12 protein-coding genes and 1 tRNA gene are annotated in these 12,801 nt (G+C 73.8%); 5 read left to right on the forward strand and 8 right to left on the reverse strand.

Annotated features, from left to right (window positions below; genetic code table 11):
- Positions 1-303 precede the first annotated feature (303 nt).
- The 3 genes from AB0O36_RS01505 (at position 304) to AB0O36_RS01515 (ending at position 4,525) form a co-directional block, all read left to right on the forward strand.
- Entirely contained in the window at positions 304-2,364 is a 2,061-nt protein-coding gene (locus AB0O36_RS01505) for a phosphocholine-specific phospholipase C (protein WP_365102393.1), read from the forward strand.
- 254 nt (positions 2,365-2,618) lie between these two features.
- Complete coding sequence (locus AB0O36_RS01510; protein ID WP_365102396.1) at positions 2,619-3,371, forward strand: alpha/beta hydrolase; 753 nt, start codon at positions 2,619-2,621, stop codon at positions 3,369-3,371.
- 176 nt (positions 3,372-3,547) lie between these two features.
- Positions 3,548-4,525 carry a class I SAM-dependent methyltransferase gene (locus AB0O36_RS01515; protein WP_365102399.1) on the forward strand — a complete coding sequence of 326 codons (978 nt, stop codon included), beginning with the start codon at positions 3,548-3,550 and terminating at the stop codon, positions 4,523-4,525.
- Between the two features lie 97 nt (positions 4,526-4,622).
- Here AB0O36_RS01515 and AB0O36_RS01520 read toward each other — a convergent pair whose 3' ends face one another.
- The 5 genes from AB0O36_RS01520 to treZ form a co-directional block, all read right to left on the reverse strand.
- The gene (locus AB0O36_RS01520) at positions 4,623-5,738 is read right to left on the reverse strand and encodes an alpha/beta hydrolase-fold protein (RefSeq protein ID WP_365102402.1); all 1,116 of its coding nucleotides are present in this window, start codon (positions 5,736-5,738) and stop codon (positions 4,623-4,625) included.
- A 133-nt stretch (positions 5,739-5,871) separates the two neighbouring features.
- Positions 5,872-5,944: transfer RNA gene (locus AB0O36_RS01525), tRNA-His, on the reverse strand.
- 211 nt (positions 5,945-6,155) lie between these two features.
- Positions 6,156-6,914, reverse strand: a complete 759-nt coding sequence (locus tag AB0O36_RS01530; protein ID WP_365102405.1) for a hypothetical protein — start codon at positions 6,912-6,914, stop codon at positions 6,156-6,158.
- A 101-nt stretch (positions 6,915-7,015) separates the two neighbouring features.
- Positions 7,016-7,882 (reverse strand): LysR family transcriptional regulator, encoded by an 867-nt coding sequence (locus tag AB0O36_RS01535; protein WP_365102408.1) that lies wholly within the window; start codon positions 7,880-7,882, stop codon positions 7,016-7,018.
- A 369-nt stretch (positions 7,883-8,251) separates the two neighbouring features.
- Positions 8,252-10,057 carry a malto-oligosyltrehalose trehalohydrolase gene (gene treZ / locus AB0O36_RS01540; RefSeq protein WP_365102558.1) on the reverse strand — a complete coding sequence of 602 codons (1,806 nt, stop codon included), beginning with the start codon at positions 10,055-10,057 and terminating at the stop codon, positions 8,252-8,254.
- A gap of 138 nt (positions 10,058-10,195) precedes the next feature.
- Between treZ and AB0O36_RS01545 the strand changes: the two genes are divergently transcribed.
- Positions 10,196-10,759, forward strand: a complete 564-nt coding sequence (locus tag AB0O36_RS01545) for a DUF1707 and FHA domain-containing protein (RefSeq protein ID WP_365102411.1) — start codon at positions 10,196-10,198, stop codon at positions 10,757-10,759.
- Between the two features lie 140 nt (positions 10,760-10,899).
- Entirely contained in the window at positions 10,900-11,433 is a 534-nt protein-coding gene (locus tag AB0O36_RS01550; protein ID WP_365102414.1) for a GNAT family N-acetyltransferase, read from the forward strand.
- Between the two features lie 6 nt (positions 11,434-11,439).
- Here AB0O36_RS01550 and AB0O36_RS01555 read toward each other — a convergent pair whose 3' ends face one another.
- From AB0O36_RS01555 to AB0O36_RS01565, 3 genes are all read right to left on the reverse strand, one after another.
- Entirely contained in the window at positions 11,440-11,895 is a 456-nt protein-coding gene (locus tag AB0O36_RS01555; protein ID WP_365102417.1) for a hypothetical protein, read from the reverse strand.
- A gap of 83 nt (positions 11,896-11,978) precedes the next feature.
- Positions 11,979-12,431 (reverse strand): pyridoxamine 5'-phosphate oxidase family protein, encoded by a 453-nt coding sequence (locus tag AB0O36_RS01560; protein ID WP_365102420.1) that lies wholly within the window; start codon positions 12,429-12,431, stop codon positions 11,979-11,981.
- Positions 12,428-12,784: a VOC family protein gene (locus AB0O36_RS01565; RefSeq protein WP_365102423.1), complete on the reverse strand. Its 357-nt coding sequence runs from the start codon at positions 12,782-12,784 to the stop codon at positions 12,428-12,430. Before AB0O36_RS01565 ends, AB0O36_RS01560 begins: the two co-directional genes overlap by 4 nt.
- Positions 12,785-12,801: the final 17 nt, after the last annotated feature.

Below are 12,801 nucleotides of genomic sequence, written 5' to 3' on the forward strand. Positions count from 1 at the left end.
TCCTACCCCGCCGCCGCACACGGAAAGCGGGCGCGGACCCGGTCCACGGGGGCACGGGCGGGGCGCAACGCGTGCGCACGCCCCACCGGGTGGCGACGCCCTGTCACATCGCGGCAAGCGGTGGCACGACCGCCGCCGAGGGGTCGCCACCGCGCACCGCGAGGGTGAACCATGCCGTCATGCCCGTCGTTCGCCGGTTGTACGACGGGCCGTCATGCACGGGCCGCCGGGTGGTCCCGATGGGGCGCTGTTCTGTACGCGCCCCTCGTACGCCACCCCCTCACCCCCCGAGGTTCGTCACCCATGGCTGAAGTCAATCGCCGCCGGTTCCTGCAGATGGCGGGCGGTACCGCCGCCTTCGCGATGCTCTCGGAGAGCATCGCCCGGGCCGCCGCGATCCCCGCCCAGGGCACCACCGGCACCATCCAGGACATCGAGCACATCGTCGTACTGATGCAGGAGAACCGTTCCTTCGACCAGTACTTCGGCACGATGAAGGGCGTCCGCGGATTCGGCGACCCCCGCCCGGTGCTGCAGGACAACGGGAAGTCCGTCTTCCACCAGTCCAACGGAACCAAGGACGTCCTGCCCTTCCACCCCCAGGTCAACGACCTGGGCATGCAGTTCGTCGAGGGGCTGAACCACGACTGGGCCGGCGGCCACCAGGCGTACAACAACGGCAAGTACGACAAGTGGGTGCCCGCCAAGACCGCCACCACCATGGCGTACATGACCCGGAACGACATCCCGTTCCACTACGCCCTGGCCGACGCCTTCACCGTCTGCGACGCCTACCACTGCTCCTTCATCGGCGCCACCGACCCCAACCGCTACTACCTGTGGTCCGGCTACACCGGCAACGACGGCACCGGCGGCGGCCCGGTCCTCGGCAACCAGGAGGCAGGCTACGGCTGGAAGACCTACCCCGAGCGCCTGGAGTCGGCCGGGGTCTCCTGGAAGGTCTACCAGGACATCGGCGACGGCCTGAACGCCGCCGGCTCCTGGGGCTGGATCAACGACGCCTTCCGCGGCAACTACGGCGACAACTCCCTGCTCTACTTCAACTCCTTCCGCAACGCCCAGCCCGGCAGCCCCCTCTACGAGAAGGCCCGCACCGGCACCAACGCCAAGGCCGGCGACGGCCTCTTCGACCGCCTCCGCGCCGACGTCACCGCCGGCACGCTGCCCCAGGTCTCCTGGATCGCCGCTCCCGAGGCGTTCAGCGAGCACCCGAACTGGCCGGTCAACTTCGGCGCCTGGTACATCTCCCAGGTCCTCGACGCCCTGACTTCCAACCCGTCCGTCTGGGCCAAGACCGCCTTCTTCATCACCTACGACGAGAACGACGGCTTCTTCGACCACGTCGTGCCGCCGTACCCGCCGGCCTCCGCCTCCTGGGGCCTGTCCACCGCGGACGTCACCGGCGACCTCTACAAGGGCAGCAGCGGCTACGCGGCCGGCCCCTACGGCCTGGGTCCGCGCGTCCCGATGATCGTCGTCTCCCCCTGGAGCAAGGGCGGCTACGTCTGCTCCGAGACCTTCGACCACACCTCGGTCATCCGCTTCATGGAGAAGCGCTTCGGCGTGTCCGAGCCGAACATCTCGCCCTGGCGCCGCGCCGTCTGCGGCGACCTCACCTCGGCCTTCGACTTCAGCGTCTCCGACGCCGCCCCGGCCGCCCTGCCCTCCACCACCGGCTACCTCCCGCCGGACCACGACCGGCACGCCAGCTATCACCCCACCCCGCCGGCCACCGGCGCCCTCCCGGTGCAGGAGGCGGGCTCCAAGCCCTCCCGCGCCCTCGGCTACGCCCCCTACGTCGACGGCGCCCGCACCACCTCCACGGGCAAGTTCACCCTGACCTTCTCCTCCGGGCCCGCCCTCGGCGCGCACTTCCACATCACCTCGGGCAACCGCACCGACGGCCCCTGGCCCTACACCGTCGAGGCGGGCAAGACCCTGTCGGACACCTGGAGTACCTCCAGCTCCACCGGCAACCAGATCGACCTGACGGTCTGGGGCCCCAACGGCTTCCTGCGCACCTTCCGCGGCCCGGCGAAGAAGACCGGCCCCGAGGTCACCGCCCGCCACAACGCGACCACCGGCAACCTCGACCTCACCCTCAAGAACGGCGGCAGCACCGCCGTCAACCTCACCGTCACCAACGCCTACGGCGGCACCTCCCAGACCCTCCGCGTCGCCGCAGGCGCCACCACCACCCACACGGTGGACCTCCGCACCACCGCCCGCTGGTACGACGTCAAGGTCGTCTCCGACCTCGACACCACCTTCCTCCGCCGCTTCGCCGGCCGCGTGGAAACGGGCGCCCCGGGCATCTCCGACCCGGCCATCAGGACCGCCTGACCCGGTCCCGGGAACACGCAGCAGCCGCCGCTCCCACACCGGCAGCAGGTCGGGGCGGCGGCTGCGCGCATGCCGGAGCAACGGGTTGCGGGTGGTGTACCGGCGCACGGCCGCCGGCCTGCCGGGGTCATGCGGGGGCCGGGGGCCGGCCGCGGAGGACTCCTGAACGAGGGGTGAAGGGCGGTATGGCACGGCGCCGGCTGGGCAGGACGTACGGCGTTGGTTCCGTCCGGACCGCCCCGTGAGGAGAACGCATGCCCATCGCCCACCGCAGGATCGGCACCGGCCCCGTCCGCGTCATCGTGCTGCACGACTGGTTCGGGACCTCGGCCAACTGGGGCTCCGTACTGGACTACTTCGACACGGACGCCTTCAGCTACGCCTTCCTCGACTACCGGGGCTACGGCGAGCGCCGTGAGGTCCCCGGCCGGTTCGATGTGCCCGAGATCGCCGAGGACGTGCTCACCCTCGCGGACGAGCTCGGCTGGGACAGCTTCTCGCTCATCGGGCACTCCATGGGCGGCAAGGCCGTCCAGCAGGTACTGGCCCTCGCCCCCGAGCGGGTCGAGAAGCTGGTCGGGCTCACCCCCGTCCCGGCCGGCCCGTACGAGATGGACGCGGCGACCCTCGGCCTGTTCCGGGGCGCGGCCGGGTCCGCCGGCAACCGCCGCGCGATCGTCGACCTGATCACCGGGAACCGGGCGAGCGGGCACTGGGTCGACCGGATGGTCGCCCACTCCCTGGAGATCTCCGACGAGGGCGCCTTCGCGAGCTACCTGGAGAGCTGGCGGACCCTCGACCTCAGCGATGCCGTCAAGGGCAGCCCGGTCCCGGTGCTGGTCCTGGTCGGTGAGTACGACGCCGCGCTGACCGCCGAGGTCATGCGGGCCACCTGGTCCGTCTGGTACCCCAACGCCCGCGTCCACACCCTCCCCGGGGCCGGCCACTACCCGCCGCAGGAGACCCCGGTCGCCTTCGTCACGGAGGTCGAGTCCTTCCTCCGCTGAGCCGGGGCCCGGCCGGTCCTTCACCCGCCCTCCCCGGATCCCGCCGCCCCCGTGACCCGCCCGCCGATCAGGCGTGTCGGGGGACCGGACCGGTGTGGGAGACCAGGGGACGCCGCCCCAGGTGCTTTCTTGGTGCGGATGTGACCGACGGGGCGGGGAAGGGCTGGTGGGTTTGCGTGGAGAGTGGAACGAAGACGGCCTACAACGGCACGAGGGCGACCGACAGGGGCGCGAAGGGCGCCTACAAGGGCACGTCCACCCGGGCGATTGTGCACCAGTACGACTACCTGGGTGACTTCTACCAGCTGCTCCTGGGGGAGCGGCTGGTCTACTCCTACGGCATGTGGGAGGACGGCGACACCCTGGAGAAGGCCCAGCTGCGCAAGCTGGACCACCACGCCGAGGCGGCCCGCGCGACCGGCGCCGCACGCGTCCTGGACGTCGGCTGCGGCTACGGCAGCCTGCTCCAGCGCCTGGTCGAAGACCACGGGGTCAAGCACGCCGTCGGCCTGAACATGAGCCCGACCCAGACGGCGTGGGCCCGTGACCAGAACTGGCCGGGCTGCGAGGTCCGGGTCGAGAACTGGTTCGACCACCGCCCCGAAGCGCCGTACGACGCGATCATCGCGATCGAGGCGGTGGAGCACTTCGCCGGCAACACCCTGTGGCGCTCCAAGCGGGTGGCCCGCTACCGGCAGTTCTTCGAGCGCAGCCACGCCTGGCTCCGCCCCGGCGGTCGGATGTCCATCCAGGCCAACGCCTGGGACGACCGCGGCTGGCTGCCCTCGCTGGTGCTGCCGCCCGCCGGTCACCGCCGGCCCGGCGCGGCCGCCCTCTACGACGGCGCCCGCAACGTGTGGGAGGGCTGGCAGGCGTCCCGCAAGGTGTACCCGGAGACCTGCCTGCCCACCCTGTCCGAGCTGAACGAGGCCAGCAGCGGCCTGTTCCGGCTCATCGAGACACGGCGGGACCCGCAGGACGGCGTGGCCACCGTCACCGCCTGGACGCAGCGGGCCGAGGCGAACCGGCAGCGGGGCGCCGGCCTCATCGGGGCCAAGGCGGTCTCCGACGTCATCAGCGAGCAGCGGACCGCGCTCCGGTTCCTCCGCGAAGGACGGTTCACCCTGATCCGGCTCGTCCTCGAACGCCTCTGAGCTCGGCTCTGAGATCGTCTCTGGGATCGCCTCTGATGTCGCCTCTGATGTCGCCTCTGACGTCGGCTCCGGGAACGACCCCCCACCCGCCCCGGCGTCACCGCGTGTGCAGTCGGCCCACCAGCCACCCCAGGGCCGGCCGCACCTCGCGGTTCCAGGTCTCGTAGTTGTGCCCGCCGCTGGGGAGGACGATCGAGGAGACCCGGGCCGGCGGGCGCACCGCGTCGATGAAGGCCCGCGTGTCGGCGTACTGGTTCTCACCGCGCCGGCTGCTCGCCACCAGCAGGGAGACCGGCGGCTGCGGCATGTTCCGCAGCCGCCACAGCAGGTCGTTCTCCCTGCGGTACCGGTCGTCGCCCCCGAAGAGGTCGCCCGTCGTGGAGTCGCTGGCCGCGTGGTACGACGCCGAGAGGCCGGCCGCGGCCCGGTACGACTCCGGTGCGCGCAGGGCGAGTTTGAGGGCGCAGTAGCCGCCGACCGAGTTGCCCATCACGCCCCAGGCGCGCGGGTCCCGGCTCAGCCCGTAGTGATCGGCCACCGCGGCCCGCAGGTCCTGCGCCAGAAACGTTTCGACCTGCGGTCCGTCCGGAACGTCCATGCACTCGGTGTCGCGCGGGGCCACCACGTTCGGGGTGAGCATCACCAGCACCGCGGGCCGCATCGTCCCCGCCCGGACTCCGTCCAGGGCGACCTGCGGGTACTTGAACAGGTCGATCAGCACCCGGGTGGTGCTGGGGTAGCCGCTGAGGGCGACCACCACCGGGAACCCGGCCCGGGCGGATGCCGGCGCGCTCAGGTATTCCGGGGGGAGGTGGACGTACGCCCGGGTCGAGATGCCGCTCCGGGCCCCGTGCAGCGTCACCGAGTCGATCCGCCCGATCACGGCCGGGTCCGAGGAGCCCCGGTGGCGCCAGGAGTGGGTGCCGTCGACGCGGACCCCCTCCGCGGCCGTGCCGCCCGGCCCGGTCGTCCGTTCCTCCCGGGCCAGGGCCACCAGGTCGCCCCAGGAGGAGTAGAAGCCGTACGAGGAGTTCACCGCCAGCAGCAGCGGAACGCCCAGGGTCAGGGTGACCGCCAGCTGTAAGGCGACGCGGCCGAGGACCGGGCGCGGGCCGCGGGCCGACAGCCGCGGCCAGACCCAGACCGTCAGGGCGAGCACCGCGAGGGCGAGGAGGGAGGCGGCGGTGAGCGTCGGCCAGGTATCGATCGCCATCCGCTCAGCCAACCGCGCCGTGGGCCGTGAGATTGCTGCTCATGACCTTGATCCTGCCAGGCCCGGGGTGAGGACGGCGTCGGGAAAAGCCCGTGGGGCGTACGAGGAACCTCGTACGCCCCACGGGACGAAGGGTGAGTGACGGGACTCGAACCCGCGGCCACCTGGACCACAACCAGGTGCTCTACCAACTGAGCTACACCCACCACGAAGGGCGGCGGACCACCCGTTCGATGTGCACGCACAGCATAGCGGATCAGCGGGGGTGTCCCGCGCCGGGTTTTCCGGTGAGGGCCGGGCGGCCCGGGCCCGGGCCGGGGCGACCGGTCGGGGTGGCCGGTCGCCCCGACCGGTCGCCCCGACCGGGCCGGGCGGACCCCCGTCCCGCCCGGCAGCCGGACGCCCCGGCAGCCGCAGTCAGACCGCGGCCGCCCGCTCGGCCGGCTCCGCCCGCTCCGCCCGCGCGGCCGCATGGCCGACCGCCGCGGCGGCCAGCGCGCGGACCGCCGGATGCGGCCGGGTGCCGTCCCCGTAGAGCTCCGGCTGGAAGAGCGTGGCCAGGAAGAAGGGGTGCCCGGGCAGCTCGGCGATCCGGACCTGCCCGTCCTCGTCCCGCCCGGACAGCCGCAGGCCGTGTGCCGCGAGCACCTCCAGCCCGCGCGGGTCGGGCCCGTAGTTGCAGTGGTAGCGCTCCATGGACCGCTCCGCCCCGAGCACGCTCTCGGCCAGCGAGCCCGCGTCGGCCCGGACCACGCCCTGGTGACCCACGAGGGAGCAGGCGAGCGGGGCGATCAGCGGCTCGTCGGCCGAGGGGTCGTTCTCGGCGTGCGCGGCGTCGGTGAGCCCGCAGACGGTGCGGGCGAACTCCAGCAGCGCGTGCTGGAACCCGCCGCAGGTCCCCAGGAAGGGGATGCCCTGCTCCCGGGCGGTGCGCACGGCGGCCAGCGCGCCGGCTTCGCTGGCGTACGGGCTGCCCGGCAGCAGCCAGACGGCGTCGAACCCGGCCAGGGCCCCGGACCGGGCCTCGGCCTCGGCATCGGCGGTGGGGATCCAGTAGGCGTCGAGGACCAGCTGCTCGCGCTCGGCGAGGGCGTCGAGCAGCAGCGGGATCCGGTTGTGGGAGGTGACGTGCGGGGAGCGGTCGCCGACGAGGGCGATGCGTGCGGTGGTGTTCATGAAGATCATGCTCCCGGCGCCACGGGTTCACGTCCAACGATCATTCCTGCACGCTCCATAAGCAGAACTGATCCCGGGCCGGGCCGTGGGCTGTGGCAGGGCTAATGGAGCAGGGCGGCGACCGAGGCGGCCGCCCCGGACGGCACCCCGGACGAGACCAGCTCCGTACGGTGCACCAGTCGCGGGGCGGCCAGCGGTACGGCCACCCCCGTGCCGGCCGCGGCGGAGGACTCGGCCGTGCCGCGCGGCAGCAGGACCAGTCCGTGCCCGGCCGCGGCGAGGGCGCAGACCGCGCGGACGTCGGTACCCGTGCAGCGGAGCGCGGCCCGCGGCCGGTCCGACCCGACGGCCGCCCGGACCGAGGCGAGGGGCAGCCCGGCATCGGGGGCGTCCAGCCAGCGCGCGTCGGCCAGGTCCGCCGCCCGGACGGAGTCCCGGCCGGCGAACGGGTGCCCGGCGGGGAACAGCACGGCCAGACCCTCCTCGGCCACCCCCACCACGGTGAGCGGAGCCACGTCGGGCAGCCGCAGCGGGTCGCTGGGCGCGGCCAGCCCGTCCACCAGCCCGAGATCGCAGCCGCCGGTGGCGACGGCGGCGGGCACCGCGTCCGGGGGCATCACCGCCAGGGTCGCGCCGGTCGGGGGCAGTGCGGCGAGCAGCCGGGGGCCGACGGCGAGCGGCGAGGCGGCGACGGTGACCCGCTGCGACGGCGCCCCGGCCAGCCGCAGCACATCGGCGCGTGCCGCGTCCAGCCGGAGCAGCAGCGGCCCCGCGTGCTCCAGCAGCCGCACCCCGGCGGGCGTGGGTCCCACGGGCCGCCGGGTCAGCAACTCGGCCCGCAGATCGCCCTCCAGCGCGGCGATGTGCTGCGACACCGCGGACTGCGTGTAGCCGAGCTCACGGGCGGCCGCCGAGAACGACCCCAGGCGCGTCACGGTCACGAACGTACGGAGGAGGTGCGGATCCATCCCGCAAGCATGTCCCACGCCCGGCCCCGGGACGCCCCGCCCGTCCCCGCCCGCACCCGGCCGCCCGCGTACCGCTTTGACCGGGTACGGGACCGCGAACCGCACGGCAGGCCGCGGAGTGGTCGGGAACCGGCCGGGAAACGGCCGAAAACAGCCGCTGTACAGGGCAACCGGATCCGGGGGTCCGGTGGTCAAAGAGAGGCAGGGGCGCCGCGGCGGCCGTCCCGGGAGCACAGGGGACTCCCGGGCCGCCCGCCGCGCGCCCGTCGCCCCTCGGTCCGTCGCCCGTCGGCACACCGCCCTCCGCGCGCCCGTCGGCCCTCCGCCCGCCCCGTGCCCTCCGCCCGCCGGTCTCCCGGCGCGGGCGGATCAAGGGCCCAGGATCACCGCCGACTCGGGCGGGAGGTGGACACGGCCGTCGGGGCCGGGGTGGTCCACCGGGTCCCAGGCGGCCAGTACGCGGACGCCGTTGCGGCCGAGGGCGATGGTGACCGGCTCGGGGGAGAGGTTGACCGCGATGCGGATGTCACCGCGCCGGAAGGTGAGCCAGCGGCGCTCCTCGTCGAAGGCGACCCGGACCGCGCCCAGGTCCGGATCGCGGAGGTCCGGCTGGGTGCGGCGGAGCGCGATCAGGGTGCGGTACCAGGCCAGCAGCCGGGCGTGCGGCTCCCGGTCCGGTTCCGTCCAGTCCAGGCAGGAGCGGTCGCGCGTGGCCGGGTCCTGCGGGTCGGGGACGTCCGCTTCGGACCGGCCGTGCGCGGCGAACTCCCGGCGCCTGCCCGCCCGTACGGCATCGCCGAGGGCCGGGTCCACGTGGTCGGTGAAGTACTGCCAGGGGGTGCGGGCGCCCCACTCCTCGCCCATGAACAGCATCGGGACGAACGGGCCGGTCAGGGTCAGGGCCGCGGCGCAGGCCGACAGGCCCGGCGGGAGCGACGCGGACAGGCGGTCGCCCAGTGCCCGGTTGCCGATCTGGTCGTGGGTCTGGGAGTAGCCGAGGAAGCGGTGGGCGGGGGTGCGGCGGCGGTCCACGGGGCGGCCGTGGCTGCGGCCCCGGAAGGACGACCAGGTGCCGTCGTGAAAGAACACCCGCGTGATCACCTTGGCCAGGGCGGCGAGGGGCGCCGCGGCGAAGTCGGCGTAGTAGCCCTGGTCCTCGCCGGTCAGCGCGCAGTGCAGGGCGTGGTGGAAGTCGTCGTTCCACTGGGCGTGCAGACCCGTTCCGCCGGCCTCGCGGGGGGTCGTCGTACGCGGGTCGCACCGGTCGGATTCGGCGATCAGGAACAGCGGGCGGCCGGTCTCGGCGGCCAGTGCGTCCACCGCCTCCGCCAGCTCCTCCAGGAAGGTCACCGCCCGGCCGTCGGCCAGCGCGTGCACCGCGTCCAGCCGGAGGCCGTCGATGCCGTGGTCCCGCAGCCAGGCGAGGGCGGAGCCGATGAAGTACGCCCGGACCTCGTCCGAGCCGGGGGCGTCCAGATTGACCGCCGCACCCCACGGGGTGTGGTGGGTGTCGGTGAAGTACGGCCCGAAGGAGGGGAGATGGTTCCCCGACGGGCCGAGGTGGTTGTGGACCACGTCGAGGACGACCCCCAGGCCGTGCCCGTGCGCGGCCGCCACGAACCGGTCCAGCCCCTCCGGGCCGCCGTACGGCTCGTGCACCGCCCAGGGGGCCACCCCGTCGTAGCCCCAGCCGTGCCGGCCGGGGAACGGACACACGGGCATCAGCTCGACGTGCGTGACGCCGAGCGAGACGAGGTGGCCCAGGCGGGCTGCGGCGGCGTCGAAGGTGCCCTCGGGGGTGTAGGTGCCGATGTGGAGTTCGTAGAGGACGGCGTCCTGCAGGGGGACGCGGCGCCGCGGCGCGTACGAGACCGGCGGCAGGCCCGACGGCCCGGAGCCGGGTGCGTCGGCGGCGGGTACGGGTGCGGGGGGCGGCGCCGTGACCGCGGTCACCGCGGAGAGGCCGTCCGGCCCGTCCGGGAGCCGCCGCCCCCGCGGGTCGGGCAGCACCGCCGGGCCGCCGTCGAGCAGGAACCCGTACCGGTCCCCCTCGGCGGCCTCGGCGTCGGCCAGCCACCAGCCGTCCCGGCCCGGGTCGCGCTCCATCGGGACGGTGCCCTCGTTGAGCCGCATGTCCACGCGCGCCGCGTACGGCGCCCACACCTCGAACTGCACGGACGGTCCCCTCGTGGTCATCGGGGCCGGTGGTGACCGGCATGCGGGCCGTCGTCCGGGCCCGCATTCAGCCCCATCATTCCCGGCCGGACGGGGGAGTTCTGGACACTCCGCCCCCGACGGGCCGACAATCACCCTGTGACGTCCAGTTTCGAATTGCCCGCCTACCCCGCGCCGCGGCTGTCCGACGCCGAGCGCGACCGGGCGCTGGGCCTGCTGCGCGACGGCGCCGCCGAGGGGAAGCTCTCGCACGACACCTTCCTGCGCCGGATGGAACTCGCGCTGGTGGCGCGGCGTTCCGAGGACCTGGCGGTGCTGACCGCCGATCTCGAAACCCGGGGCGGCGGCGAAAGCCCCTGGACGCGCAGGCTGTTCGGCTGGGTGGGGCGGGTGTCCGCCGTCAGCGTCGGCATCCGGCGCGCCTGGCACGCCGAACGACTGCCGAAGCTGCTCCTGCCGATTCCGGGCGGGGCTCCGCTGCGGATCGGCCGGGATCCGGGCAACGGCCTGCGGCTCACCCACGAGACGGTGTCGCGGAGCCATGCCGAACTGAGCCTGCGGGACGGGCTGTGGGTGCTGCGCGACCTCGGCTCCACCAACGGCACCACGGTCAACGGGCAGCGGCTCACCGGCTCCGCGGTCGTCCGCGACGGCGACCAGGTGAGTTTCGGGCGCATGTCCTTCCGGCTCTCCGCCCGCTGAGGCCGCCGTCCGGCACCACGACCACCACGACCATCAGGACCGCCACGCCCATCAGGACCACCACGGCCACCACGGCCACCACGGCCACTATGGCCATCACGACCACCGCGATCAGGCCTCCGTGGCGGAGGATGGCGGACATGACCACCACCGGCTCCGCCAGAACCCCCTCCGGGCAGCCCGCGCACAGCGTGCGCCGGGCCCGCCCCGAAGACCTGCCCCGGATCGTCGAGCTCGTCCACGAGCACGTCGCCTACGAGAAGTCCGCGCCCCGGCCCGCCGGCCTGGCGGACCGGCTCGGGCCGAGGCTGTTCGCCGAGGACGCCCGGCTGTGGGTGCTGCTCGGCGTGACGCCGGACGGCGAGGTGAACGGATACGCCGCCTGCTCGGCCGAGTTCGCGTTCTGGGACGCCCGCGAGTACCTGCACATGGACTGTCTGTACCTCGCCGAGGGCGCCCGCGGCCACGGCCTGGGCGCAGCCCTCATGACGGCGGTGGCCGCCCTTGCCCGCGACCTCGGCCTGGACCAGGTCCAGTGGCAGACCCCCGACTGGAACGAGGGCGCCGTCCGCTTCTACGACCGCCTGGGCGCCCGGGCCCTGCCGAAGCTCCGCTACGCGTGGCCGGTCGGCGACCGGGGCCTGTCCGGTGGACCGGGGCCGGACAGGCCCTAGCGCGCCTCAGGCCACCGCCTGCTTGACCAGTGCGGCGATCCGCTCCTCCACCTCCGGGGTCACCTCGGTCAGGGCGAAGCCGGCCGCCCACATCGGGCCGTCGTCCAGCTTGGCCTGGTCGCTGAACCCGAGGGTCGCGTAGCGCGCCTTGAACTTCTCCGCACACTGGAAGAAGCAGACGATCTTGCCGTCCAGCGCGTAGGAGGGCATCCCGTACCAGAGCTTCGGTGCGAGGGCCGGGGCGGCGGCGGTGACGACGGCGTGGACGCGCTCGGCCATGATCCGGTCCGAGTCCTGCATCTCGGCGATCTTCGCGAGCACATCCCGCTCCGCCTCCGCAGCCTTCTCCGCGGCCGTGCCGCGCCGCGCCGACGCCTTCTTGAGCGCCTGCGCGTGGTCCTTCATCGCGGCCCGCTCCTCGGCCGTGAATCCCTGGTGCGTGCCGGCGTCGGTGCTGCTCATGGTGGATCTCCCTTGAGGTTTCTGGATGTGAAGGTCTGGACGAGTGGATCGTGGGACGGGGCGGGGCGGGACCGGGCCGGGCGTCAGGCCAGCCAGCGGCCCTCGCGCATCAGCTCGCGGCCGGTCAGCTCGTTCTCCTCCCGCCAGGCCTGGACGCGGCGAGGGGTGATGCGGAACCAGCGGTACGTCGCGGTCAGCGAGCGCGGGTCGAAGCCGGTGCGTGCGGCGAACCGGTCGCCCAGGTGCGGGGGCAGTGCGTCGATGTCGAGGACCTCGACGTCGCCTTCGATCATGGCCACGTCGCGGGTGTGGCCGAGGGCGAGCCGGGCGGTCCGGGTCGCGTCCAGGTTCCTGCCGGTGGGGCTGTGCGCCGGGGTGGCCGCCAGGAGCGCCTCGCCGTCCCAGTCGAAGGACAGCGGCACCAGATGGGGCGAGCCGTCCGCCGAGGCACTGGCCACCCAGACGTCGACGTCGGTGGCGAGCCGGTGCTCGGTGTCACGACGGCGCTCTGCGCGGGAGCGGGGAAGGGCGCTCACCGGTCCTGCACCAGCCCCAGGAGGTTGCCGTCGGGGTCGATGAGGGTGGCCACCAGGCGGCCGCCGCCGACGTCGTGCGCGGGATCCTTGACGGTGGCGCCCGCGGCGGTCACCTCGGCGAGCTTCGCCTCGATGTCCGGCACGTGCCAGTAGGCCAGCGACGTGGTCAGGCCCTGCGGCCCGCCGCCCGGGAGGAGGCCGATGTGCTGGCCGGCGGCCTCGAAGCCGACGTAGTGCGGTCCGTCGGTCTGCGGTTCCACACCGAGCAGCGCGGCGTACACGGCCTTGGCCTGGGCGAGGTCGGACACGGGATGCAGCACGGTCTTGATCCCCTGGGTGGCAGAGCCGGTCACGGTCACTCCTGTGGTCG

The sequence above is a fragment of the Streptomyces sp. NPDC089799 genome (genome assembly GCF_040684755.1).
Lineage (GTDB): Bacteria > Actinomycetota > Actinomycetes > Streptomycetales > Streptomycetaceae > Streptomyces.

Coding starts and splice junctions, on each gene's coding strand:
- AB0O36_RS01555 (WP_365102417.1), bottom strand. CDS start 11,895: ATGAGCAGCACCGACGCCGGCACGCACCAGGGATTCACGGCCGAGGAG.
- AB0O36_RS01520 (WP_365102402.1), bottom strand. CDS start 5,738: ATGGCGATCGATACCTGGCCGACGCTCACCGCCGCCTCCCTCCTCGCC.
- AB0O36_RS01510 (WP_365102396.1), top strand. CDS start 2,619: ATGCCCATCGCCCACCGCAGGATCGGCACCGGCCCCGTCCGCGTCATC.
- AB0O36_RS01505 (WP_365102393.1), top strand. CDS start 304: ATGGCTGAAGTCAATCGCCGCCGGTTCCTGCAGATGGCGGGCGGTACC.
- AB0O36_RS01530 (WP_365102405.1), bottom strand. CDS start 6,914: ATGAACACCACCGCACGCATCGCCCTCGTCGGCGACCGCTCCCCGCAC.
- AB0O36_RS01535 (WP_365102408.1), bottom strand. CDS start 7,882: ATGGATCCGCACCTCCTCCGTACGTTCGTGACCGTGACGCGCCTGGGG.
- AB0O36_RS01550 (WP_365102414.1), top strand. CDS start 10,900: ATGACCACCACCGGCTCCGCCAGAACCCCCTCCGGGCAGCCCGCGCAC.